We start from the raw sequence: 23,457 nt of genomic DNA, 5'->3' as shown, positions 1-23,457 counted from the left end.
ACTCAGTACCGACTTACACCGCGGTTTGGAAGATCACGCCGTCGGCTTTTTCCGTATACTGGGTCAACTGGTCGAAGTTCAGGTAGCGATAGGTATCCGCCGCCGTCTTGTCGACCTGTGCCATATAGGTCTGATACTCATCAGGCGTTGGCAGACGGCCCAGCAGTGAAGCCACTGCGGCCAGCTCTGCGGAGGCCAGATAAACGTTGGCTCCGGTACCCAGACGGTTCGGGAAGTTACGAGTCGAGGTGGAAACCACGGTCGCACCGTCCGCTACGCGTGCCTGGTTACCCATACACAGTGAACAGCCAGGGATCTCGATACGTGCCCCGCTCTTGCCAAAGACGCTGTAGTAGCCTTCTTCAGTCAGTTGCGCTGCGTCCATCTTGGTTGGCGGAGCCACCCACAGGCGAGTTGGCAGTTGGCCTTTATGCTGATCCAACAGTTTACCTGCCGCACGGAAGTGGCCGATGTTGGTCATGCAGGAACCGATAAACACTTCGTCGATCTTGCTGTTGGCCACGTCAGACAGCAGGCGTGCGTCGTCCGGATCGTTCGGCGCACACAGGATTGGCTGCTTGATATCCGCCAGATCGATTTCGATCACTGCGGCATATTCTGCATCCGCATCGCCTTCCAGCAACTGCGGATCCGCCAGCCATTTTTCCATCCCCTGAATACGGCGCTCCAGGGTACGGCGATCGCCATAACCTTCGGAGATCATCCACTTCAGCAGCACGATGTTAGAGCTCAGATATTCGGCGATCGGTGCCTTATCCAGCTTGATGGTGCAACCGGCGGCGGAACGCTCTGCCGAGGCATCGGTCAGCTCAAACGCCTGCTCGACCTTCAGCTCCGGCAGACCTTCGATCTCCAGAATGCGGCCAGAGAAGATGTTCTTCTTGCCCTTCTTCTCTACGGTCAACAGGCCCTGCTGGATCGCGTAGTAAGGGATAGCATGCACCAGATCACGCAGGGTGATACCAGGCTGCATTTTGCCTTTGAAGCGCACCAGCACCGACTCAGGCATATCCAGCGGCATCACGCCGGTAGCGGCAGCAAAGGCCACCAGACCAGAACCTGCCGGGAAGGAAATGCCGATCGGGAAGCGGGTGTGGGAATCGCCACCGGTACCCACGGTATCCGGCAGTAACATGCGGTTCAGCCAGGAGTGGATCACGCCATCGCCAGGGCGCAGCGAAACGCCACCACGGTTCATGATGAAGTCTGGCAGCGTATGGTGAGTGGTGACGTCCACCGGTTTCGGGTAGGCGGCAGTATGACAGAACGACTGCATCACCAGATCGGCAGAGAAGCCCAGGCAAGCCAGATCTTTCAGCTCGTCACGGGTCATCGGACCGGTGGTATCTTGCGAACCTACCGAGGTCATCTTAGGTTCGCAGTATTCGCCAGGGCGAACACCAGCAACGCCACAGGCGCGGCCAACCATTTTCTGCGCCAGCGAGAAGCCTTTGCTGCTAGCCGCTACCGGCTTGGCAATACGGAACACTTCGCTGTGCGGCAGGCCAAGCGCTTCACGCGCCTTGGTGGTTAGCCCACGGCCGATAATCAGTGGGATACGGCCACCGGCACGCACTTCATCCAGCAACACATCGGTTTTCAGCTCGAAGCTGGCAACCAGTTCGCCGGTTTCATGGTTACGCACTTCGCCTTTATACGGGAAGATGTCGATCACATCGCCCATGTTCAGGTTGGAGACGTCCACTTCGATCGGCAACGCACCGGCATCTTCCATAGTGTTAAAGAAGATTGGCGCAATCTTGCCGCCCAGCACCACACCACCGCCACGCTTGTTCGGCACGTAGGGGATGTCGTCACCCATAAACCACAGCACCGAGTTGGTAGCAGATTTACGGGAAGAACCGGTACCAACCACGTCACCGACGTAGGCCAGCGGGAAACCTTTCTTGTTCAGCTCTTCAATCTGCTTGATTGGGCCAACGCTACCCGGCTGATCCGGGAAAATACCTTCACGTTCGCTCTTGAGCATGGCCAGCGCATGCAGTGGGATATCTGGACGTGACCAGGCATCCGGAGCGGGTGACAGATCGTCGGTGTTGGTTTCGCCAGTGACTTTGAACACGGTCACGGTAATCTTTTCCGCTAACGGTGGGCGTGACAGATACCATTCGGCATCGGCCCAGGACTGCATGATCTGCTTGGCGTGTGGGTTACCGGCTTTGGCTTTCTCTTCTACGTCGTAGAAGTTATCAAACATCAGCAGCGTATGGGAAAGCGCCTTGGCAGCAATCGGTGCCAGCTTTTCGTTATCCAACGCGTCGATCAGCGGATGAATGTTGTAACCGCCCTGCATGGTGCCTAGTAGTTCAATGGCTTTTTCGGGGGTAACCAGGGGAGAAGTGGCTTCGCCTTTGGCAACGGCTGCCAGAAAACCTGCTTTGACATAGGCGGCTTCGTCGACGCCCGGTGGTACACGGTTAATCAGCAGGTCTAACAGAAATTCTTCTTCGCCTTTTGGCGGATTTTTTAATGATTCAACCAGCGCTGCCATTTGTGTCGCATCTAATGGCTTAGGGACGATGCCCTCTGCAGCACGCTCGGCCACGTGCTTACGGTATTCTTCTAGCACGACTTTCTCCTCGCTCTCATTGTCATTTATTGTGCCTGGCGTTTTATATTCAAACCGGGTTTAGCGCACGGCGATATTTGACGGGGCACTGCTGTCGATATCCTGGACTGTAAGTAAGGTACAGTGCCCGGTTCCGCCCAGCCAGCATATCAGGATTTGAATCGGTTGTTAATTCGTTCACATAAAAGCAACATTAAATCTTTGCTGAATCGTTGACCGCAGCGTAATCGGCTGCAAAGCAGGCGGGACGGGCTTGGGTTCGTTACGGCACAACAGCAATCTCAGCCCAATGAGCACAACATAACATCCATACTTTTACAATGGTTATCGATAGAGTTGGGGGAAATTGGCGGGCATTGGGCACAAAAAAACCGCCATAAAGACGGTTCTTTGTATCCGCGCGGTGTTAGCAGGCACCGAACGGATTTCTTATATCGTTAAGAACGATACAAGCGCTGACGAACAGGATCATTGTGCGTAAAGCCGGTTAAAAAATCAACCATTGGGATGCAAAAACCCTTTTTTTTATGTACCCTGATTTTGGGTCTGTTCTGCCGGTTTAGCAGCCGGTCATCGGGCTTGAGAACAGTGCTGCAACTACTGCGATACAAGCGCTGACGAACGCTTGTTCCGCCGGGATTTTTCCGGTGAAGTCGCGGTGGTCGTGGTTCCACAAGGAACGCGCAATGAAAGGGAGATCACTCATTATCCTGCTCATTGTACTAGGATCGGTGTTTGGCGTCAGTAAAGGTGGCTGGTCAGTTTCCGGCAACCAACTGATCTTCAACGTCGTACTCCAGAACAAGTAAGCTACTGGCCGCTCTTTGAGCGGCCTTTTATCCGCTACTCACCAAATAAAAACGGCCCCTTTACAGGAGCCGCTTATCAACCTGATCAACCGCAGAAATTACTTCTTCTTGGCTTTCGGGTTTGGCAGATCGGTGATGCTGCCTTCGTAGATCTCTGCTGCCAGGCCTACGGATTCGTGCAGGGTTGGGTGAGCGTGGATAGTCAACGCGATATCTTCCGCATCACAGCCCATCTCGATCGCCAGACCGATTTCACCCAGCAGCTCGCCGCCGTTGGTGCCGACAATCGCGCCACCGATGATACGGTGCGTTTCTTTGTCGAAGATCAGTTTGGTCATACCATCTGCACAGTCAGAAGCGATAGCACGGCCTGAAGCTGCCCACGGGAAGGTGGACGTTTCGTAGCTGATGCCTTTCTCTTTGGCTTCTTTCTCGGTCATCCCTACCCATGCCACTTCTGGCTCGGTATAAGCGATAGATGGGATCACTTTCGGGTCGAAGTAGTGCTTCATACCGGCGATAACTTCTGCAGCTACGTGGCCTTCATGCACACCTTTGTGTGCCAGCATCGGTTGACCGACGATGTCACCAATCGCGAAGATGTGCGGCACGTTGGTACGCAGCTGTTTGTCGACGTGGATAAAGCCACGGTCGTCAACTTCTACACCGGCTTGGCCAGCGTCCAGCAGTTTACCGTTCGGCACACGGCCAATCGCTACCAGCACCGCGTCGTAGCGCTGTGGTTCTGCAGGGGCTTTTTTACCTTCCATCGTGACGTAGATGCCGTCTTCTTTGGCTTCTACCGCGGTCACTTTGGTTTCCAGCATCAGGTTGAACTGCTTGCTGATACGCTTGGTAAAGACTTTCACCACGTCTTTATCTGCAGCCGGGATCACCTGGTCGAACATTTCAACCACGTCGATCTGTGAACCCAGTGCATGGTATACGGTGCCCATTTCCAGGCCGATGATACCGCCGCCCATAACCAGCATGCGCTCTGGAACGGTTTTCAGCGCCAGTGCATCGGTGGAATCCCACACGCGTGGATCTTCATGAGGAATAAATGGCAGTTGGATCGGACGGGAGCCTGCGGCGATGATGGCATTGTCGAAGTTGATGGTGGTTGCACCATTCTCGCCTTCAACCACTAGCGTGTTGGCGCCAGTGAATTTACCCAGGCCGTTGACCACTTTCACTTTGCGGCCTTTAGCCATGCCAGCCAGACCACCGGTCAGCTGATTGATGACTTTCTCTTTCCAGACGCGCACTTTGTCGATGTCGGTTTTCGGCTCGCCGAAAACGATGCCGTGTTCGGCCAACGCTTTGGCTTCTTCGATCACTTTGGCAACGTGTAACAGTGCTTTGGAAGGAATACAGCCCACGTTCAGGCAAACACCACCCAGAGTGGAGTAACGCTCAACCAGAATGGTTTCCAGACCTAAGTCAGCGCAACGAAAAGCAGCAGAGTAACCTGCAGGGCCCGCCCCAAGTACCACGACCTGAGTTTTAATTTCAGTACTCATCATGACCTCTTAATTGTTTTGTCCGGCGGGTCAGACGTCATTTTTATTGCTAGTCGATCTCATAACGCCCTTCATCCACCGGGACGCATACACCGCGAGCAGTTTACAGAATTGTTAATAATCTGCAAAGCGTGTTCGAGTGACCCGTGTCCCAACAATTCTGTCGAGTCATGCAAAACCCGACAAAACTGCTACTGAATTACTAAGGGCGCAGCATGCTGCGCCCTTTTTTCATTACATCACCAGACGGCGAATGTCGGCCAGCATGTTGTTGATGATGGTGATAAAGCGCGCACCGTCAGCACCGTCAATCACCCGGTGGTCGAAGGAGAGCGACATTGGCATCATCAGACGCGGCGTGAACTCTTTACCGTTCCAGACCGGCTCCATCGCAGACTTGGAGACACCCAGGATAGCCACTTCCGGCGCGTTAACAATCGGCGCGAAGTGAGTAGTCCCGATACCGCCCAGGCTGGAGATGGTGAAGCAACCGCCCTGCATTTCGCCTGCGGTCAACTTACCGTCACGCGCTTTTTTGGAGATCGCCATCAGTTCACGGGACAGCTCAGTGATGCTCTTCTTGTTCACATCCTTGAATACCGGAACCACCAGGCCATTTGGCGTATCTACCGCCACACCGATGTTGATGTATTTCTTCAGCGTCAGCTTCTGGCCGTCTTCGGACAGTGAACTGTTGAAGCGTGGCATCTGCTCCAGGGCAGCGGCAACGGCTTTCATGATGAACACCACCGGGGTGAACTTCACGTCCAGCTTACGCTTGGCAGCTTCGTCGTTCTGCTGCTTGCGGAACGCTTCCAGGTCGGTGATATCGGTCTTGTCGAAGTGAGTCACGTGCGGGATCATCACCCAGTTGCGGCTCAGGTTGGCACCAGAGATTTTCTGGATGCGGCCCAGTTCAACTTCTTCGATCTCACCAAACTTGCTGAAGTCCACTTTCGGCCACGGCAGCATGCCTGGCAGGCCACCACCGGTAGCGGCTGGAGCGGCTTCGGCGCGTTTGACCGCGTCCTTCACGTAAGCCTGAACGTCTTCGCGCAGGATACGGCCTTTACGACCGGTGCCCTTCACTTTCGCCAGGTTAACACCAAACTCACGCGCCAAGCGGCGGATGACTGGGGTAGCGTGAACGTAGGCGTCGTTTTCAGCGAACTCCCCTTTACCAGCAGCAGGTGCAGCCGCTTTGGCTTCCTGCTTGGCCGGAGCCGGAGCGGCTTCTGCTTTCTGGGCCGGAGCAGCGGCAGGTGCTGGTGCAGCGCCTTCCACTTCGAACACCATGATCAGAGAACCGGTTTTCACTTTGTCGCCGGTAGCGATTTTGATTTCTTTCACGGTGCCCGCGAACGGAGCCGGAACTTCCATAGAAGCCTTGTCACCTTCAACGGTGATCAGTGACTGCTCAGCGGCAACTTTATCGCCCACTTTCACCATCACTTCGGTCACTTCTACTTCGTCGCCGCCAATGTCTGGCACTTCGACGTTTTTCGCCGCGCTTGCCGCAGGGGCAGCAGCAGCCGCGCCAGCCACTTCGAAGACCATAATCAGGGAACCGGTTTTCACTTTGTCACCGGTGTTGATTTTGATCTCTTTCACGGTACCGGCGAATGGCGCAGGCACTTCCATAGAAGCCTTGTCGCCTTCTACGGTGATCAGAGACTGCTCGGCAGTCACGGTATCGCCAACTTTCACCAGGATCTCGGTGACTTCAACTTCGTCCGCACCGATGTCCGGCACTTCAACGTCTTTGGCTGCGGCTGCGGCAGGAGCCGCGGCCGGTTTTTCTTCTGCCTTGGCGGCTGGTGCGGCAGCGGCCGCACCTTCTGCTTCAAAGATCATCAGCAGTTTGCCCGTCTCGGTTTTATCACCGACGGCAACTTTGATCTCTTTCACCACGCCAGCCTGCGGCGAAGGCACTTCCATGGAGGCTTTGTCGCCTTCCACGGCGATCAGCGATTGTTCAACTTCAACCTTATCGCCAACCTTCACCAGGATCTCGGTGATTTCAACTTCATCTGCACCGATGTCCGGCACTTTGATTTCGATAGACATTGTTCAGTACCTCTTATGCCAGACGCGGGTTAACTTTTTCTGGGTTGATGTCGAATTTCTTAATCGCATCAGCGACCACAGAAGCTTCAATTTCACCGCGTTTAGCCAGTTCACCCAGAGCAGCAACCACCACGTAGGAAGCATCAACTTCGAAGTGGTGACGCAGGTTTTCGCGGCTGTCTGAACGACCGAAGCCGTCAGTACCCAGTACGCGATAATCGCTGGCTGGTACGAAAGTACGAACCTGCTCTGCGAACAGCTTCATGTAGTCGGTAGACGCTACCGCTGGCGCCTCGTTCATCACCTGAGCGATGTAAGGCACACGTGGGGTTTCGGTTGGGTGCAGCATGTTCCAACGCTCACAGTCCTGACCATCACGCGCCAGTTCGGTGAAGGAAGTTACGCTGTAGGTGTCAGAACCCACGCCGTAGTCTTTCGCCAGGATCTGCGCAGCTTCACGCACATGACGCAGGATCGCACCGGAGCCCAACAGCTGTACTTTACCTTTGCTACCTTCCAGAGTTTCCAGCTTGTAGATACCTTTACGGATACCCTCTTCTGCGCCCTGTGGCATGGCTGGCATGTGGTAGTTTTCGTTCAGCGTGGTCAGGTAGTAGTAGACGTTTTCTTGCGCGTCACCGTACATACGCACCAGGCCGTCATGCATGATCACCGCGACTTCATACGCGTAAGCCGGATCGTAAGAGATGCAGTTAGGGATGGTCAGAGACTGAATGTGGCTGTGGCCATCTTCGTGCTGCAGACCTTCGCCGTTCAGGGTAGTACGCCCTGAAGTCCCGCCGATCAGGAAGCCACGCGCCTGTTGGTCACCCGCTGCCCAGCACAGGTCGCCGATACGTTGGAAACCGAACATGGAGTAGTAGATGTAGAACGGGATCATTGGCAGATCGTTGGTGCTGTAGGAAGTCGCTGCGGCCAACCAGGAAGAGGCTGCGCCCAGTTCGTTGATACCTTCCTGCAGGATCTGGCCTTTCTCGTCTTCTTTATAGTATGCAACCTGCTCACGGTCCTGCGGGGTGTATTGCTGGCCGTTCGGGCTGTAGATACCGATCTGACGGAACAGACCTTCCATACCGAAGGTACGCGCTTCGTCGGCGATGATTGGCACCAGGCGATCTTTGATCGACTTGTTCTTCAACATCACGTTCAGGGCACGCACAAAGGCGATGGTGGTAGAAATTTCTTTGTTCTGCTCTTCCAGCAGTGAGCTGAAATCTTCCAGAGCTGGCATTTCCAGCTTCTCGGTGAAGTTCGGCAGACGAGTCGGTACATAGCCTTGCAGCGCCTGACGGCGTTCGTGCAGATACTTGTACTCTTCGGACTCTTTCTCGAAGGTGATGTATGGCAGTTTTTCGATATCGGCATCGGCCACTGGCACGTTGAAACGATCGCGGAAGTGGTGAACCCCTTCCATGTTCATTTTCTTCACCTGGTGAGCGATGTTTTTACCTTCCGCAGTTTCACCCATGCCGTAACCTTTGATGGTATGGGCCAGGATCACGGTTGGTTTGCCTTGGGTATCCTGCGCTTTTTTCAGTGCAGCAAAGACTTTCTTCGGATCGTGACCACCACGGTTCAGCGCCCAGATTTCGTCGTCGGTCATATCTTTGACCAGCGCGGCGGTTTCTGGGAAGCGGCCGAAGAAGTGCTCACGCACGTAAGCGCCGTCTTTGGATTTGAAGGTCTGGTAGTCGCCGTCCAGGGTTTCGTTCATCAGTTGGATCAGCTTGCCGCTGGTATCTTTACGCAGCAGTTCATCCCAACGACCGCCCCAGATCACTTTCAGCACCTGCCAGCCAGCACCTGCGAAGATGCCTTCCAGCTCGTTGATGATCTTGCCGTTACCGGTGACCGGGCCATCCAGACGCTGCAGGTTGCAGTTGATGACAAATACCAGGTTGTCCAGCTTCTCACGGGTTGCGATGGTGATCGCACCTTTGGATTCTGGTTCGTCCATCTCGCCGTCGCCCAGGAAGGCATAAACGGTCTGGCCAGAGGTGTCTTTCAGACCACGGTGTTCCAGATACTTGAGGAACTTGGCCTGATAGATGGCGCTGATTGGGCCCAGACCCATGGAGACGGTCGGGAACTGCCAGAATTCAGGCATCAGTTTTGGATGCGGGTAAGAGGACAGGCCTTTACCGTGCACTTCCTGACGGAAGTTGTTCATTTGATCTTCGGTCAGGCGGCCTTCAAGGAAGGCACGTGCATAAACGCCCGGAGAGATGTGGCCCTGGAAGTAAACCAGATCGCCGCCGTCTTTCTCGTTGCGAGCACGGAAGAAGTGGTTAAAGCAGACTTCATAGAAGGTCGCAGAAGATTGGAAGGAAGCCATGTGGCCGCCCAGATCCAGATCTTTCTTGGAAGCACGCAACACGGTCATCACGGCGTTCCAACGGATAGCAGAACGAATACGACGCTCCAGATCCAGGTTGCCCGGGTATGCCGGTTCGTCTTCTACCGCGATGGTGTTGACGTAGTTGTTAGCCGCAGCACCAGCTGCAACGCTAACACCGCCCTTGCGGGCTTCTCCCAGCACCTGATCAATCAGGAACTGAGCGCGTTCAACACCCTCTTCACGGATGACCGATTCGATCGCCTGCAGCCAGTCGCGGGTTTCGATCGGATCCACGTCATTGTTTAAACGTTCTGACATGGTGGTATTCCTTATCTGTCTAATGGTTTGTTTGGAGCCTGTCTTCGTGCGTTCTGTCATAAAACGCACGAAGACAGGCTCATCAGTTTGGTTGCCGCTTAAGTACTTAACTAAGCACTCCGAGCTTTATCTCTACAAGCTGGTGTGCCTTGAAGAGAACCACTCTTAATCCTTGCGTTGCTGGAGACGCCGCAGCGATCGATCACGCCGGGTGTTTTCCCTGCTGAGATCCAGCAAAATTTCCTCGATAAACGCCAAATGGCGGTGCGAGGCTTCACGGGCCTTTTCAGGTTCGCGTGCCACAATCGCCTCAAAGATCCCGGCGCGATGGCTACTCACTGTTGCCAACATCTCACGGCGCGAGTAGAGCAATTCAAAGTTCTGACGAACGTTCTGTTCCAGCATCGGGCCCATACAGCGCAGCAGATGGAGTAACACAACGTTGTGGGCAGCCTCGGTCACGGCAATTTGGTATTGCATGACCGCGTCGGCTTCGGCGTCTAGATCGCCACTGTCCTGAGCTTGCTGGATCACATGATGGCAGTCGCGGATGCGCGCCAGATCTTCGTCAGTCCCACGCAACGCCGCATAATAGGCAGCGATACCTTCGAGGGCATGACGGGTTTCGAGCAGGTCGAATTGTGATTCCGGATGATCGGCCAGCAGTTCAGCCAGCGGATCGCTGAAGCTCTGCCACAGATTAGTTTGTACAAAGGTGCCGCCTCCCTGGCGACGCAGGAGCAGCCCTTTAGCTTCCAGACGCTGAATTGCCTCTCTCAGAGAAGGACGGGAAACATCAAACTGTTTCGCCAGCTCGCGCTCTGGAGGCAGCTTTTCGCCTGGACGTAGCGTACCCTCGAGGATCAGGTATTCGAGCTGCTGCTCGATAACATCTGACAACTTGGGTTGGCGGATTTTGCTGTAGGCCATGGGTGATTTCTTCTCTGCGAAGTGCCCGGAGTCAATTGGTAATACCAATTTCAAAAACGTGACGGTAAAGTAACAAAGTATTCACCTCCTGTCCATATGGGCCTTGATCGAAATCATGAATGCCGCACATTTTAACACTTCAATCCATAAGCCTTTGCAAACCGGCAACCTAGCGTTGGTAATACCATTTACGAGGTAGTCGCCAAATTTAACTTTTGTGAAACCTCTGGTTAGAAGAATGCCGGGGTTATATGGCAAGGAGATTAAGGGTTATTTTCGCTTTACAACCGCTTCCCCAGCCCCTCCCCGTTAACAAAAAAACAACAACAATGGCGATTATTTTTGCCAATTCTGTGAGTTATTGCTTATTTCGTGCACGCAATCCCCCCGCTCGTCACACAACCCGCATTTTGTTGCCTAAACTGCTGCAATCTTCATCATTCGAACAACAAAGCAGGTGCAAACTTTCGCACATACCATTATTCTCTGCCAAACGGTAGCGACACCGTAGAATTTATAGCTATAACGTCGTAAACAAAAAACAACACACATCGTAATCATTACTTTACGGTAATGAGCATTATGTCAGCACAGAGGGTTTCATTGATGGATGGTCAACAGCATGGCGACCAGCTAAAGCGCGGCCTGAAAAACCGCCATATCCAGCTGATCGCCTTAGGTGGCGCAATAGGTACCGGCCTGTTCCTCGGTATCGCTCAAACAATAAAAATGGCCGGTCCGTCGGTCATCCTTGGTTATGCAATTGGCGGTTTTATTGCCTTCCTGATCATGCGTCAACTGGGTGAAATGGTGGTTGAAGAGCCGGTGGCCGGATCGTTTAGCCACTTCGCCTATAAATACTGGGGGAACTTCGCCGGTTTCGCGTCCGGCTGGAACTACTGGGTGCTGTACGTACTGGTTGCCATGGCGGAACTGACCGCGGTGGGCATTTACGTGCAGTACTGGTGGCCGGAGATCCCAACCTGGATCTCCGCTGCCGTGTTCTTCCTGGCCATCAACGCCATCAACCTGTCGAGTGTGAAGGTCTATGGTGAAATGGAGTTCTGGTTCGCCATCATCAAAGTAGTCGCCATCATCGGCATGATCGCCTTTGGGGCCTACCTGCTGTTCAGCGGCCTCGGCGGCCCGGAAGCCAGCGTCACCAACCTGTGGGCCCAGGGCGGGTTCTTCCCGAACGGCACCATGGGGCTGCTCATGGCGATGGCGGTGATCATGTTCTCCTTCGGTGGATTGGAGCTGGTGGGCATTACCGCCGCCGAAGCCGATAACCCGGAAAAAAGTATCCCAAAAGCCACCAACCAGGTGATCTACCGCATCCTGCTGTTCTATATCGGTTCGCTGACTATTCTGCTGTCACTCTATCCGTGGGGCAAAGTGGTCGAAGGCGGCAGCCCGTTCGTGCTGATCTTCCATGCGCTGAACAGCAATATGGTCGCAACGGTGCTCAATATCGTGGTGCTGACGGCTGCGCTGTCGGTCTACAACAGCTGCGTCTATTGCAACAGCCGCATGCTGTACGGCCTGGCCAAACAAGGTAATGGCCCGAAAGCCCTGCTGAAAGTGGATAGCCGCGGTGTGCCGGTAGTTGCCATCGGTTTCTCTGCGTTGGCAACCGCACTGTGCGTGCTGATTAACTACCTGATCCCAGGCCGTGCCTTTGAGCTGCTGATGGCGCTGGTAGTGTCTGCCCTGGTGATCAACTGGGCGATGATCAGCCTGGCACACCTGAAATTCCGCAAGGCGAAAAACCAAGAAGGCGTCGAGCCGAAGTTCAAGGCCTTCTGGTATCCGTTCAGTAATTATCTGTGCCTGGCCTTTTTGGCCGCTATTCTGGTGATTATGTATCTGACACCGGGGATCCAGATTTCCGTGCTGCTGATCCCGGTATGGCTCGCTATTCTCGGCATCGGTTACTTCATCAAGCAGCGCGGCCAGCGTGCTGTAAGCGCGACCAATACCCACTGATATCGTTGTTGACGATCAATAGGCCCGCATGCGGGCCTATTGTTTTTCTTCACTATTAATGGGCGTTGCGCAGAGCCTTCACCTGCTCGGCGGTGATATCCGCTGGCAGCCCACCCCAAGTGACACGCAGGTAATTCACCAGCTCAGCAATTTGCGCATCATCCAGACGATCGGCAAAGCCCGGCATGCTCTGCATACTTTCGTTGCCGGGGAACTGCTGCGCTGGTAGCCCGTCCAGCACCGAAACGATCAGGTTCTTGCCGTCTGGTTGGCGCAGCGTGGCGTTATCACGCATCGCTACTGCAACATGCGGTATACCTGCACCATCACGCTCATGGCAGGCGGAACACTGATCGAGATAGGTGATACGCCCGGCATCGCTGCCCTGCCCGATTTTAGCGGCAACCGGCTGTGGTGGCTTGTCGCCCATCAGGTAGGTCACCAACGCCCGATGATCTTCCGGCGTCAAATGACGAGTGCTGAGATCGACGACCATGTGCATTTCGCTAAACGCTGAGCCCTGCGGCGCTAACCCGGTGCTGAGGAAACGGCTTAGATCCTCTGGTGTCCAGCCACGCTGAGCCAAAGCCTGTGGCGTGATATCCGGTGCGATAAACCGCCCCAGATCGCCGCCCTGCATCGGCTTGCTCAGTTCCATCTGCCCCAGCATGCCCCGTGGCGTATGGCATTCACCACAGTGGCCAAGCACGTCAGACAGGTAACGGCCACGCTGCCATTCGGCGGAGTTCCCCTGCGAGCTGGCCGGTAACGGATCGCTGTTGCGGAACAGCAAATTCCAACCGATCAACGCCATCCGCTGGTTGAACGGGAATGGCATATCGTTGGCTGGAATGGCCACATCCACCGCCGGGCGCGACATTAGATAGGCATAAATAGCATCCGCATCCTCACGCGAAATGCCTTTGTAGGAGGTATAAGGCATCGCCGGGTACAGATGGCGACCACCCGGAGCCACCCCCTGCGTCAACGCCAGGAAGAAATCATCCTTGGTCCAGCGACCAATACCCTGGTCGGCGGAAGGGGTCAGGTTGCTGCCATAAATGGTACCGAACGGGGTATCCAGCGGATAACCTCCAGCCAGCGGTGCCCCACCAGCGGCGGTATGGCAGGCGGCGCAGTCGGCAGCCTGCGTCAGGTAACGCCCACGGGCAATCTGTTCGCTGCTGGCGGTAACCTGCTGGACTGGTCCGTCGTAGCTACGGTTTTCCCGCCACCAGAGTACGGCGATGACAATCGCCGCAATCAGCACAATCAACAATGCGAGACGTTTTTTCATTACGCCGTCTCCTTCAGCAGGCCAGGGGTTTTCAACACCACGTCACGCACTGCCTCGTAATAACGGACATAGCCGGTACAACGGCAGATATGGTTTTCCAACGCCTGCTCAATCGCGCCTTCCAACTGGTCACGCAGGATTGGCTCACGCTTGAGCTTCTCGACAAAGATGGTGGCCGCATTGACAAAGCCCGGCGTGCAATAGCCACACTGGAAGCTGTAGTGATCGAGGAACGACTGCTGGATCGGCGAGAGTTCAACCACTTCGCCCTGATTATCCACCTGCGCAACGCCTTCGATGGTGCGTACCTGTTTGCCATTGAAAAAGTGAGCACCGGTGATACAGGTACGGATTTCTTCGCTGGTGCCGCTTGGATGGTCGAGGATCGCCACGCAGGCGTGGCAAATACCCTGCCCGCAGCCGAGACGTGAGCCAGTCAGATCGAGATATTCATGCAGAAAATCGATCATCATCAGCCCTTCCGGTACCTCGATGGGGCCATATTGTTTGCCGTTAATGGTCAGGGTAATGGGTTGGGTTTTAATGCTCATGGTAACACCTCAAGAATATTTTCGGCACGGACAGGCAAATCACGGAAACGATGACCGGTGGCATGGGCAATGGCGTTAACCAATGCGGCGACCACTGGGATCATGACAACTTCCGCCATTCCTTTCGGCGGATCGGTTTCCGACAACGCAGGCAGGATGTCACCGGTCTGTTTCCAGACCGCCACATCGCTGGCGCGCGGCAAATGGTAACGGTTGAAATTCCAGGTGCCGTTACCCGGCCCATCTTCGTACAGCGGTAAATACTCATGCAGCGCATGGCCGATCCCCATCGCCAAACCGCCCTGCAACTGGCCAGAAACCAGCTCAGGCACGATCAGGTTGCCACACTCCATGATCGAATGATGATTCAGCAGTTCGACCTTGCCGGTGGCGATATCCACCGCTATTTCCGTCAGCGTACCCACGGCGCTGTAATAGGTCACAGCGGCGTTATTGCGTTGTGTCGGCGGGTAATAAACCTGCTCACGTTCCAGAGCGCTAAATTCGCCGTGGCCAGTACGTATCGACAAGCCGTCGACAGGCAGGCGCTCGCTGTGATTATTCAGCTTGAAGTCTGCTTCCGCCCACTGCCAGCGGTTGAAGACATGCACCACCGCGCCGGTCAGGTTGCCCATCTGATAGGCTTTCTTCGCCAACAGCTCAAACGGCAATATCTGCATACCGGCTGCCGTCAGGCCACCTTCCACCCAGCGAGCATCTTCTTTACGCACCACCAGCGGTGCCGCCTGGCCACCACCAATACCCGACTGCCAGATAGACAGCGCGGCAGGCCACAGCCCCTGTTCAAACACCAGCCGGGCCGCTTCACGCGTGCTGTGCGAGAAATAGTAAGCGGAATTGCTGGCGCTGGAAGGAGAACAGTAGCTTGGCGTCCAGTTCGGGTTGGTTTGCAGCTTGTCCTGCTCATCCTGCGACATCGTGTAGGGATCGCCGCTGGTCACCATCGGCAACAGGGACCAATCGGTCACCGAGAAATGAGCCTCATCTGCCGGTTTCCCCAGCCATTGTGCACATAGCACCGACTGCGACGTTGACATGCCGGTGCCCATTTCGGCCCCGCTGTGATACAGCGAGATACGCCCGTCCTCGCTGAACTCCACGCGAGCAAAGGAGGTTTCAGCCCCGGTGCCAAAGTCTTTCTGCACGCAGCCAAAGCCTACGCCATAGCGTTTGCCGGGATTCTTACTCTCAAACTCCACCTTACGCTCGGCTCGTTTACGCCACATCTCATGCTGTGAGGCTTTCACCAGCACTTCATCGGCGCGAATAGCCCCTGCCGGGATCGCCCCCTGGGTATTTTTCATGCCGGACTTAAGCACGTTGCGCAAACGAAACTCGATCGGATCGAGCTTCAGCTCCTGTGCCAATTCGTCCATCATCATCTCGGTGGCGGCCATGCTTTGCAACGTGCCATAACCGCGTGCGGAACCCGCATCGATGGCACGAGAGGCCAGCCCGACCGAGGAAAGATCGCTTTTCGGGAAGTAGTAAATCGACTGTGCCGCCGTAGCACCCACCATCACTACCGATGGTGTAAAGTTACAGCGCCCACCACCGTCGGCGGTCATTGCCCCTTGGAAGGCCTGCAATACGCCGGTCTGTTTGTCTACCGCAATGCGGTAATCCATATCGAAGGCATGGCGTTTGATCGAGGTCTGGAATTGCTCATAGCGGTCATTAGCCAGCCGCACCGGTAGCCCGTCACCGTACAGCGCGGCAACCGCACCGTAATACGGGAAGTTATAGTGATCTTTCGAGCCGTAGCCCACGGTATAGCACGGGTGCAGGATTAGCTGTTTAACCGGCTGATGACGTTTGGCCAACATACGTGGCATTTCGTCCGCTACCTCCTGCGGGGACTGGGTCGGGATCACCAGATGCAGGGTCTGGCTGGCGGTATCAAACCAGCCATTGGCGTTGTCCGGCTCCAGGGCCGAAGTATCAACGGATTGCGTGGTATAACGGCGTGACATTACCAACCAGTCCTGCGGTGGGGTTTGCAGTTGGTCGGCAATCATCCCGGCGTAATACATGCCTTCCTGATCCAGCTTGCCGCCCTCACGCCCTTCCGGCCACACCGGCAGATGTCTGCGCATCGAAAGTGGGAAGATAGGAGTATCTTTCAGGCTGGAGAAGCGATCGTCATCGAATGGCTTTTCACCCCCGACGCGCACGTAGCGGAAGCTGCCCCATGGATCGCGCTGTAACGGGCCGGTTTCAGTACCATACTGGATCACTTCGTCATGGAATTTCAGCTTGTCTTTGGCAAAGCGGAAACGAGCAAAATCATGATAGATCAGGATTGCCACCGCATGGCCGAGATAGGCTGGGGTTTTCCCCGTGGGCAGCAGCATGTCATCGCCATAAAACGCCGGGAAGGCCAAACCATCACGCTCAAGATCTTCCGCCGTCACTATCCGATCCGGTTGCAGATCGTTACCCAGCAGGGAGAGATCGATACCGGTAAACAGACGATCGGCTTTAGTGGCGCGCAGAATAAAGGCATGAGCCTGCTGCTGCGGCCAGTGTGGCATATCAACGGCACGAATATCGCGGGCAAACACTTTCTGGCCCATGACCTTGGAGCGGCCATCGATACGGTAGCGAATGCGTTTAGTCTGCGCATCCCAGTTGGGCGATTGCAGGATCTTCTGCTCAAACAGCGCGGCATAGGCGCGGCTGTAAAGAGGCGCGAGGTAGACTGACACCCCCGCTATCACGGCACCCTTGATAAAACGGCGTCGTGACGGGTTGAAATTGCTCATAAAATATCCTTTACGTTCTTATCTACCCCTAGCGTCCAGATGCAGGCATTGGTGCCTTAACCCAAAGGCTGGAGGTAAGTCGTTTTTTATCGGTTTTGTTGCGCAACCGCTGGTAACCTTGCCGAAGACGTTATAATCATAAGCTTATAACCAAAATTATGTGAGTATTAACATTTTGTTTTCATAAAATGAAACACTTGGAAACATGTAATGCATCTATAGTGTGGCTGATTTGCGCAAACGCGGGCAAAAGAGATGACAACAGGTATCGTGATTACCGCCGCCGGGCGGGGTGAGCGTTTTATTCAGGCCGGTGGCAGTGGCAACAAGCTTAACGCTCTATTGCAGGGCAAGACGGTGTTCGCACATACGCTGCAACAGGCGCTAGCCTCCGGTTTACCGGTGCAGGTCGTCACCCGGCCAGAAAACCTGCCGGTGCAACAGGTTTGTGCCGCACATCAGGTTCCCTGCACCGTACTGGCCAGCGGTGGGCTGGGTGAATCTATTGCCGCTGGCGTTGCCGCAACCGCAAACTGGGACGGCTGGCTGATCCATTTAGCGGATATGCCTTTTGTCTCGCCGCAGATCTTTGTGCAGGTAGCAGCAGCGCTGAGCCAACACAACATCGTTCGCCCCAGTTTCCAGCACCAACCCGGCCATCCAGTGGGGTTCACCGCCATTTTGCGCAAACAACTGTGTGCATTGCATGGCGATAATGGTGCGCGAGAGCTGCTACGCAGTCACGGGGAGGTTTACCTACTCCATCTCGACCAACCGGGCATCGTGCAAGATATCGATCTCCCTTCCCAGCTAGTAGCGAATGAGTCCATTAATTAATGCAACACCTTGATATCACCGTAGTCGGCCAGGCAATCAACTGGCTGGAACAGCAGCCGGTGTGGCTGTGTACCGTATTGAACACTTACGGCTCATCACCACGTTCTCCTGGCGCGTTGATGGTGGCTACCCGCGACGGACACTATTGTGGATCGTTATCCGGTGGCTGCGTGGAAGAAGATTTTTTGCGCCGTCTGGCTGAGGGGGAATATCAAGCCGCCAGTCAGGTGATCCGCTATGGTGCTGGCGGGCTAACCCCCAGCGTGGCGCTGCCCTGCGGTGGCGTACTGGACGTATTGATCGAGCATCTGCCCGCAGGCCCTGCCAGCATTAGCTACTTGCGTAATATCGCCGAGGCCTTGGCTGGCCATCATGCCCTGGTCAAGCACCTGACGTTGCCCAATGCCTGTAGCGCGCTGGAAACCACCAGCTTTGCCAGCGCCACCCAGGTCGTGCACAACCAACAGGAGATCCAGTTGCACATCGCCGCCGCTCCTCGGTTGCTGATTGCCGGGCTTTCCAGCGTCGCGCTGTATTGCGCCGACTTTGCCAGCGCACTCGGCTTTGAAGTGTTGGTATGCGAAAACCGCCCGGAAGCTCTGGAGAACTTCGCTACGCAGCTCAAACCGCATATCACCCTGCTGCGCCAGTTCCCAGCCAAATTCATTGAGGAAGGCGGTTGCCATGCCAACACCGCAATTGTGGCGCTGACCCACGATCCACGCATGGATGACTTAACCCTGATGGAGGCGATCCACACCCCAGCATTTTACATCGGTGCGATGGGCTCCCAACGAAACAGCGATCGCCGCCGCCAGCGGCTGCAACAGATCGCCGAATTCAGCCCACAGGAACTCGGCCGTATTCATGCGCCGATCGGCCTGCCGCTCGGCAGTAAAACCCCGGCGGAGATCGCGCTGGCCGTGATGGCCGATATCGTGCAGCAGAAGAACCAACTCCGCCAACCCATTTGAATACCTGACGCGATCCTTCGGCTATGAAAAATCATTGGCCGGTCAAAATGAAAGCGATTACACAGATTTGCATATAAAATTGCCAACCCTATTTCAAACCATGGTTTAACATCTCATATTCATGACGTTAAATGCCAAACCATAAGCTCGCCAAGTGTAACCGATTACACTAAATGTGATCGATAGCACGTTAAATCATCACCTAGACCAATAACATTGCCTACTAACAAATCATCTATCTGGTTAACCGAGGCCGTTATGAGTACATCTTCAACAAGTAAAGGCAGATCGAATGCCCAAATGACCTTCTTTGTCTGTTTTCTGGCAGCACTGGCAGGCTTATTGTTTGGACTGGATATCGGCGTGATCGCCGGAGCATTACCTTTTATTGCTCATGAGTTCCAAATCACTTCCCAGCAACAAGAATGGGTGGTGAGCTCAATGATGTTCGGCGCAGCAGTTGGCGCTGTCGGCAGTGGCTGGCTCTCTTACCGGCTGGGGCGCAAATACAGCCTGATGATTGGCGCCGTGCTGTTTGTCATTGGTTCGCTTTGCTCTGCTTTCGCCCCCAACAATGATGTGCTGCTGGTTTCCCGCGTTCTGCTCGGCCTGGCAGTAGGCATCGCATCCTTCACTGCCCCGCTGTACCTTTCTGAAATCGCGCCTGAACGCATTCGCGGCAGCATGATTTCCATGTACCAGCTAATGATTACGATAGGGATCCTGGGGGCTTATCTGTCCGATACGGCTTTCAGCTACAGCGGTTCATGGCGCTGGATGCTGGGTATTATCACCCTTCCGGCTTTGTTGCTGTTCGTTGGCGTGTTCTTCCTGCCCCGCAGCCCTCGCTGGTTAGCGTCACGTGGCCGTGATGCAGAAGCCAGGAAAGTGCTGGAAATGCTGCGAGATACGACCGAACAGGCGAAAGCCGAACTGGATGAGATCCGTGAAAGCCTGAAAATCAAGCAAAGCGGTTGGGCACTGTTCAAAGACAACAAGAATTTCCGCCGTGCGGTCTATCTTGGCGTATTGCTTCAGGTTATGCAGCAGTTCACCGGCATGAATGTCATTATGTATTACGCGCCGAAAATTTTCGATCTGGCCGGTTTTGCCAGTACAGCGCAACAAATGTGGGGAACGGTGATCGTCGGGTTAGTGAACGTGCTGGCAACCTTTATTGCCATCGGCCTGGTGGATCGTTGGGGCCGTAAACCTACGCTTAAGCTGGGCTTCCTGGTGATGGCCATCGGCATGGGGACATTGGGTACCATGATGAATATCGGCATGAATACGCCTGCAGCTCAATACTTCGCGATACTGATGTTGCTGATGTTTATTGTCGGTTTTGCCATGAGTGCCGGCCCGCTGATTTGGGTATTGTGTTCGGAGATCCAACCGCTTAAGGGCCGTGATTTCGGTATCACCTGCTCAACGGCGGTAAACTGGATCGCCAACATGATCGTGGGGGCCACCTTCCTGACGATGCTCAACAGCCTGGGCAGCGCGCATACCTTCTGGATCTATGCCGGGCTGAATCTGGTCTTTATCTTCATTACCATTGCCCTGATACCTGAAACCAAAAATATCTCTCTGGAACATATCGAGCGAAACTTGATGGCTGGAAAACCGCTACGGGAGATTGGTTCACACTGATCGTGGTCTTTGATTACCGCCCGTTTCGGGCGGTATTTACATCCGCAACGGCAATCAGGAGCGCGGACTGGTTTTCTCTGCGAAGGCTTTGTCTGGCACTATCGGGATGAGATACTCATATTCCAGGTACAGCTCTTCGTCACCATCGAGCGAGTAGCTATGCTGCGCGATATCGTACCCTTCCCGGCGTACCAGGTTAAACTGCGGCAGTAGTTTGGTATAAACGCTGGCAATATATTCGTGAAGGGCCACCGGTTTGCCAGCATAGCGAAAGCGGCAATAACCGCCGCTGATTTCCGGTAGTTCCAGCAACGATTTACCTTTGGCGATCGCTTTGTCTACCGCAACAAAATAGTCGACCTTCACCCGTTCACCATCCGGCGTAAAATTGGTTAGCGCATAAAGTTTATCTGGATTTAAATTAAACTCATCACAAAAACGATCCTTTATTCCATCACGAATTGCCGCGTGGGATTCGCCCAGCTGTTCAATATCGATGTGATAAGAATAATACTGACCGACCAGCGAGTAGCTGTCTGGTTGAACCTCAACATAATCAATAGAGATATCGCTAGGTTGATTCAGCGACAGCGACTGCACCAGATGGCTGAAATCACAATTCCGTGCCTTGCGATAGCTGCTGGGCGTTTGGGCAAAATGTTTTTTGAAACAGCGTGAGAATGTCTGTTGGGAATCGAACTGATATTCCAACGAAATATCCAGAATGCTTTTCTGCGTAAAGCGTAACGAGAAGGCCGCCAGATAGAGGCGACGGGCGCGGATATAAGCAGCAAGTGGCAGGTTGGTCTGTTGGCGGAACATGCGCTGCAGATACCATTTGGAGTAGCCGGATTTTTCGCAAACAATGTCCAGTGAAAGTGGATTGCGTAGGTTGTTTTCTATCCAGACCAGTAATTCTTTGATATGCGTTTCCTGCGTCACCATTACTTTTCCTAGCCAAAATTGTCCAAGGCAATGGTATACAGATTTATTTAGAGCGTCCAAAGCGACGACACTATTTTACAAAGGCTGACGAATTCATCACAAACATCGCAGCTTGTTACTCAAAGTACAAGCCGCCCACCAGGGGCGGCTATCGCTCAGATTACTTCACACAGCGCGTACATTGAGATTCCTGGATCTTCTGGAAGAAATCATTCCCTTTGTCGTCCACCAGAATAAAGGCCGGGAAATCTTCCACTTCGATTTTCCAGATCGCTTCCATACCCAGTTCAGGATATTCCACGCACTCCAGGCTCTTGATGCTCTGCTGTGCGAGCACCGCCGCTGGGCCACCAATGCTGCCAAGATAGAAGCCGCCGTGCTTGTGGCAGGCATCCGTTACCTGCTGGCTGCGGTTACCTTTGGCCAACATGATCATGCTGCCGCCGTGTGACTGCAACAGATCGACATAGGAGTCCATGCGCCCTGCCGTGGTTGGCCCCAGAGAACCTGAAGCATAGCCTTCTGGCGTTTTGGCCGGGCCCGCGTAGTAGATCGGATGATCTTTCACGTACTGCGGTAAACCTTCGCCACGATCCAGACGCTCTTTCAGCTTGGCATGGGCAATATCACGCCCAACGATGATGGTGCCGCTCAGGGAAAGACGGGTAGACACCGGATACTGTGACAGCTGCTTGAGAATATCGGCCATCGGGCGGTTCAGGTCCACCTTGATCGCTTCCCCTTCACCCGCGCGCCGCAGTTCCTGTGGAATAAATTTACCTGGGTTATGCTCCAGTTTCTCCAGCCAGATCCCCTCACGGTTGATCTTGCCTTTGATATTACGGTCGGCGGAGCAGGAAACCCCCATCCCCACCGGGCAAGAAGCGCCGTGGCGTGGCAAACGCACTACGCGCACGTCGTGGGCAAAGTATTTGCCGCCAAACTGTGCACCCAGGCCCAAATTCTGGGCTTCTTTCAGCAGTTCCTCTTCCAGTGCCACATCGCGGAACGCCTGGCCATGTTCGTTGCCTTCGGTTGGCAGCGCATCATAGTATTTGGTTGAAGCCAGCTTCACGGTCTTCAGCGTGGCTTCCGCCGAAGTGCCACCAATTACAAAGGCCACGTGGTACGGTGGGCAGGCCGCGGTGCCCAGAGTACGCATCTTGTCGACCAGATAGTCTTTCAGCTTACCTGGGGACAGCAGCGCCTTGGTTTCCTGATACAGATAGGTTTTGTTGGCCGAACCCCCGCCCTTGGCGATACACAGGAATTTATACTCGTCACCATCTACGCTGTAGAGATCGATCTGCGCAGGCAGGTTACTGCCGGTATTGACCTCTTGGTACATATCCAGCGCGGCGTTTTGCGAATAGCGCAGGTTGTCTTCGATAAAGGTGTTGTACACCCCACGCGACAGGGCTTCTTCGTCCCCGCCACCGGTCCAGACTCGCTGGCCCTTTTTACCCATGATGATCGCCGTGCCGGTATCCTGGCAGGTTGGCAAAATACCCTTGGCGGCGATTTCTGAGTTACGCAAAAATTGCAGCGCAACGTACTTGTCGTTTTCACTGGCATCGGGGTCATTGAGGATATCCGCCACCTGCTGCTGGTGCGCAGGGCGCAACATGAACGAGGCGTCGTGGAAAGCGTGCTGGGCGAGCAGGGTCAGGGCTTGCGGGTCAACCTTGAGGACTTCCTGGCCGGCAAATTCGCCGACGGAAACGTGGTCACGGCTTAGCAGATAGTATTCGGTATCGTCTTTCTTCAGCGGGAACGGATCTTGATAATGGAACGGTTTATTCGACATTGAT

Annotated in this window: 16 protein-coding genes; 5 read left to right on the top strand and 11 right to left on the bottom strand. The window is 54.6% G+C overall.

Features of this window, described 5'->3' with window-relative positions; all coding sequences use genetic code 11:
* Nucleotides 1-13: 13 nt before the first annotated feature.
* Together acnB and JHD74_RS11380 are read right to left on the bottom strand one after the other, a co-directional pair.
* The gene (gene acnB, locus JHD74_RS11385) at nt 14-2,611 is read right to left on the bottom strand and encodes a bifunctional aconitate hydratase 2/2-methylisocitrate dehydratase (protein WP_024528341.1); all 2,598 of its coding nucleotides are present in this window, start codon (nt 2,609-2,611) and stop codon (nt 14-16) included.
* A 559-nt stretch (nt 2,612-3,170) separates the two neighbouring features.
* Nucleotides 3,171-3,317, bottom strand: a complete 147-nt coding sequence (locus JHD74_RS11380; protein ID WP_158006212.1) for a hypothetical protein — start codon at nt 3,315-3,317, stop codon at nt 3,171-3,173.
* Here JHD74_RS11380 and JHD74_RS26880 point away from each other — a divergent pair.
* Nucleotides 3,298-3,420: a hypothetical protein gene (locus JHD74_RS26880; RefSeq protein ID WP_255518680.1), complete on the top strand. Its 123-nt coding sequence runs from the start codon at nt 3,298-3,300 to the stop codon at nt 3,418-3,420. The two genes, JHD74_RS11380 and JHD74_RS26880, sit on opposite strands and share 20 nt — an antisense overlap.
* A gap of 98 nt (nt 3,421-3,518) precedes the next feature.
* Here JHD74_RS26880 and lpdA read toward each other — a convergent pair whose 3' ends face one another.
* From lpdA to pdhR, 4 genes are all read right to left on the bottom strand, one after another.
* Nucleotides 3,519-4,943, bottom strand: coding sequence for a dihydrolipoyl dehydrogenase (gene lpdA, locus JHD74_RS11375; protein WP_021806270.1), 1,425 nt, complete (start codon nt 4,941-4,943; stop codon nt 3,519-3,521).
* A gap of 234 nt (nt 4,944-5,177) precedes the next feature.
* Nucleotides 5,178-7,010: a pyruvate dehydrogenase complex dihydrolipoyllysine-residue acetyltransferase gene (gene aceF / locus JHD74_RS11370; RefSeq protein ID WP_199062735.1), complete on the bottom strand. Its 1,833-nt coding sequence runs from the start codon at nt 7,008-7,010 to the stop codon at nt 5,178-5,180.
* A 13-nt stretch (nt 7,011-7,023) separates the two neighbouring features.
* A complete protein-coding gene (gene aceE, locus JHD74_RS11365; RefSeq protein WP_024528344.1) occupies nt 7,024-9,687 on the bottom strand; it encodes a pyruvate dehydrogenase (acetyl-transferring), homodimeric type in 2,664 nt (887 codons plus the stop codon).
* Nucleotides 9,688-9,852: 165 nt separating this feature from the next.
* The gene (gene pdhR / locus JHD74_RS11360) at nt 9,853-10,617 is read right to left on the bottom strand and encodes a pyruvate dehydrogenase complex transcriptional repressor PdhR (RefSeq protein ID WP_199062734.1); all 765 of its coding nucleotides are present in this window, start codon (nt 10,615-10,617) and stop codon (nt 9,853-9,855) included.
* Between the two features lie 606 nt (nt 10,618-11,223).
* On the opposite strand from pdhR, the gene JHD74_RS11355 reads away from it, so the two are divergent.
* Nucleotides 11,224-12,603: an amino acid permease gene (locus tag JHD74_RS11355; RefSeq protein ID WP_074029640.1), complete on the top strand. Its 1,380-nt coding sequence runs from the start codon at nt 11,224-11,226 to the stop codon at nt 12,601-12,603.
* Between the two features lie 55 nt (nt 12,604-12,658).
* Here the strand turns inward: JHD74_RS11355 and JHD74_RS11350 are convergent, their stop codons facing one another.
* Genes JHD74_RS11350 through JHD74_RS11340 form a run of 3 tightly spaced genes read right to left on the bottom strand, consistent with a single transcriptional unit; the run spans nt 12,659 to nt 17,237 of the window.
* Nucleotides 12,659-13,900, bottom strand: a complete 1,242-nt coding sequence (locus JHD74_RS11350) for a cytochrome c (RefSeq protein WP_024528346.1) — start codon at nt 13,898-13,900, stop codon at nt 12,659-12,661.
* Nucleotides 13,900-14,451 (bottom strand): (2Fe-2S)-binding protein, encoded by a 552-nt coding sequence (locus JHD74_RS11345; protein ID WP_065684544.1) that lies wholly within the window; start codon nt 14,449-14,451, stop codon nt 13,900-13,902. The genes JHD74_RS11350 and JHD74_RS11345 overlap by 1 nt, the downstream gene beginning before the upstream one ends.
* Nucleotides 14,448-17,237: a xanthine dehydrogenase family protein molybdopterin-binding subunit gene (locus JHD74_RS11340; protein WP_199062733.1), complete on the bottom strand. Its 2,790-nt coding sequence runs from the start codon at nt 17,235-17,237 to the stop codon at nt 14,448-14,450. Before JHD74_RS11340 ends, JHD74_RS11345 begins: the two co-directional genes overlap by 4 nt.
* A gap of 255 nt (nt 17,238-17,492) precedes the next feature.
* Here JHD74_RS11340 and JHD74_RS11335 point away from each other — a divergent pair, with 255 nt between their 5' ends.
* The 3 genes from JHD74_RS11335 to JHD74_RS11325 all read left to right on the top strand — a co-directional run bounded on the left by JHD74_RS11335 (nt 17,493) and on the right by JHD74_RS11325 (nt 20,701).
* Complete coding sequence (locus JHD74_RS11335; protein WP_074029634.1) at nt 17,493-18,074, top strand: NTP transferase domain-containing protein; 582 nt, start codon at nt 17,493-17,495, stop codon at nt 18,072-18,074.
* Entirely contained in the window at nt 18,074-19,048 is a 975-nt protein-coding gene (locus JHD74_RS11330; protein ID WP_199062732.1) for an XdhC family protein, read from the top strand. Before JHD74_RS11335 ends, JHD74_RS11330 begins: the two co-directional genes overlap by 1 nt.
* 258 nt (nt 19,049-19,306) lie before the next feature.
* Nucleotides 19,307-20,701 carry a sugar porter family MFS transporter gene (locus tag JHD74_RS11325; RefSeq protein ID WP_024528351.1) on the top strand — a complete coding sequence of 465 codons (1,395 nt, stop codon included), beginning with the start codon at nt 19,307-19,309 and terminating at the stop codon, nt 20,699-20,701.
* A 54-nt stretch (nt 20,702-20,755) separates the two neighbouring features.
* On the opposite strand, the gene JHD74_RS11320 is transcribed toward JHD74_RS11325, so the two are convergent.
* Entirely contained in the window at nt 20,756-21,646 is an 891-nt protein-coding gene (locus JHD74_RS11320; protein ID WP_024528352.1) for a helix-turn-helix domain-containing protein, read from the bottom strand.
* Nucleotides 21,647-21,806: 160 nt separating this feature from the next.
* Nucleotides 21,807-23,453 carry a class I fumarate hydratase FumA gene (gene fumA / locus JHD74_RS11315; protein WP_024484031.1) on the bottom strand — a complete coding sequence of 549 codons (1,647 nt, stop codon included), beginning with the start codon at nt 23,451-23,453 and terminating at the stop codon, nt 21,807-21,809.
* Nucleotides 23,454-23,457: the final 4 nt, after the last annotated feature.

This window comes from Serratia sp. ASV30 (genome assembly GCF_016428815.1).
GTDB lineage: Bacteria > Pseudomonadota > Gammaproteobacteria > Enterobacterales > Enterobacteriaceae > Chania > Chania fonticola_C.
Note: the sequence above shows the minus strand (reverse complement) of the source record. Positions and strands in the feature narration are given on the sequence as shown.

What these genes read in the sequence shown, in the direction of transcription:
- pdhR (WP_199062734.1), bottom strand. Translation starts at nt 10,617, where the DNA reads ATGGCCTACAGCAAAATCCGCCAACCCAAGTTGTCAGATGTTATCGAG.
- JHD74_RS11325 (WP_024528351.1), top strand. Translation starts at nt 19,307, where the DNA reads ATGAGTACATCTTCAACAAGTAAAGGCAGATCGAATGCCCAAATGACC.
- JHD74_RS11345 (WP_065684544.1), bottom strand. Translation starts at nt 14,451, where the DNA reads ATGAGCATTAAAACCCAACCCATTACCCTGACCATTAACGGCAAACAA.
- lpdA (WP_021806270.1), bottom strand. Translation starts at nt 4,943, where the DNA reads ATGAGTACTGAAATTAAAACTCAGGTCGTGGTACTTGGGGCGGGCCCT.
- JHD74_RS11355 (WP_074029640.1), top strand. Translation starts at nt 11,224, where the DNA reads ATGGATGGTCAACAGCATGGCGACCAGCTAAAGCGCGGCCTGAAAAAC.
- JHD74_RS11340 (WP_199062733.1), bottom strand. Translation starts at nt 17,237, where the DNA reads ATGAGCAATTTCAACCCGTCACGACGCCGTTTTATCAAGGGTGCCGTG.
- JHD74_RS11350 (WP_024528346.1), bottom strand. Translation starts at nt 13,900, where the DNA reads ATGAAAAAACGTCTCGCATTGTTGATTGTGCTGATTGCGGCGATTGTC.
- aceF (WP_199062735.1), bottom strand. Translation starts at nt 7,010, where the DNA reads ATGTCTATCGAAATCAAAGTGCCGGACATCGGTGCAGATGAAGTTGAA.
- JHD74_RS11320 (WP_024528352.1), bottom strand. Translation starts at nt 21,646, where the DNA reads ATGGTGACGCAGGAAACGCATATCAAAGAATTACTGGTCTGGATAGAA.
- JHD74_RS11335 (WP_074029634.1), top strand. Translation starts at nt 17,493, where the DNA reads ATGACAACAGGTATCGTGATTACCGCCGCCGGGCGGGGTGAGCGTTTT.
- aceE (WP_024528344.1), bottom strand. Translation starts at nt 9,687, where the DNA reads ATGTCAGAACGTTTAAACAATGACGTGGATCCGATCGAAACCCGCGAC.
- JHD74_RS11330 (WP_199062732.1), top strand. Translation starts at nt 18,074, where the DNA reads ATGCAACACCTTGATATCACCGTAGTCGGCCAGGCAATCAACTGGCTG.
- JHD74_RS26880 (WP_255518680.1), top strand. Translation starts at nt 3,298, where the DNA reads ATGAAAGGGAGATCACTCATTATCCTGCTCATTGTACTAGGATCGGTG.
- fumA (WP_024484031.1), bottom strand. Translation starts at nt 23,453, where the DNA reads ATGTCGAATAAACCGTTCCATTATCAAGATCCGTTCCCGCTGAAGAAA.
- JHD74_RS11380 (WP_158006212.1), bottom strand. Translation starts at nt 3,317, where the DNA reads ATGAGTGATCTCCCTTTCATTGCGCGTTCCTTGTGGAACCACGACCAC.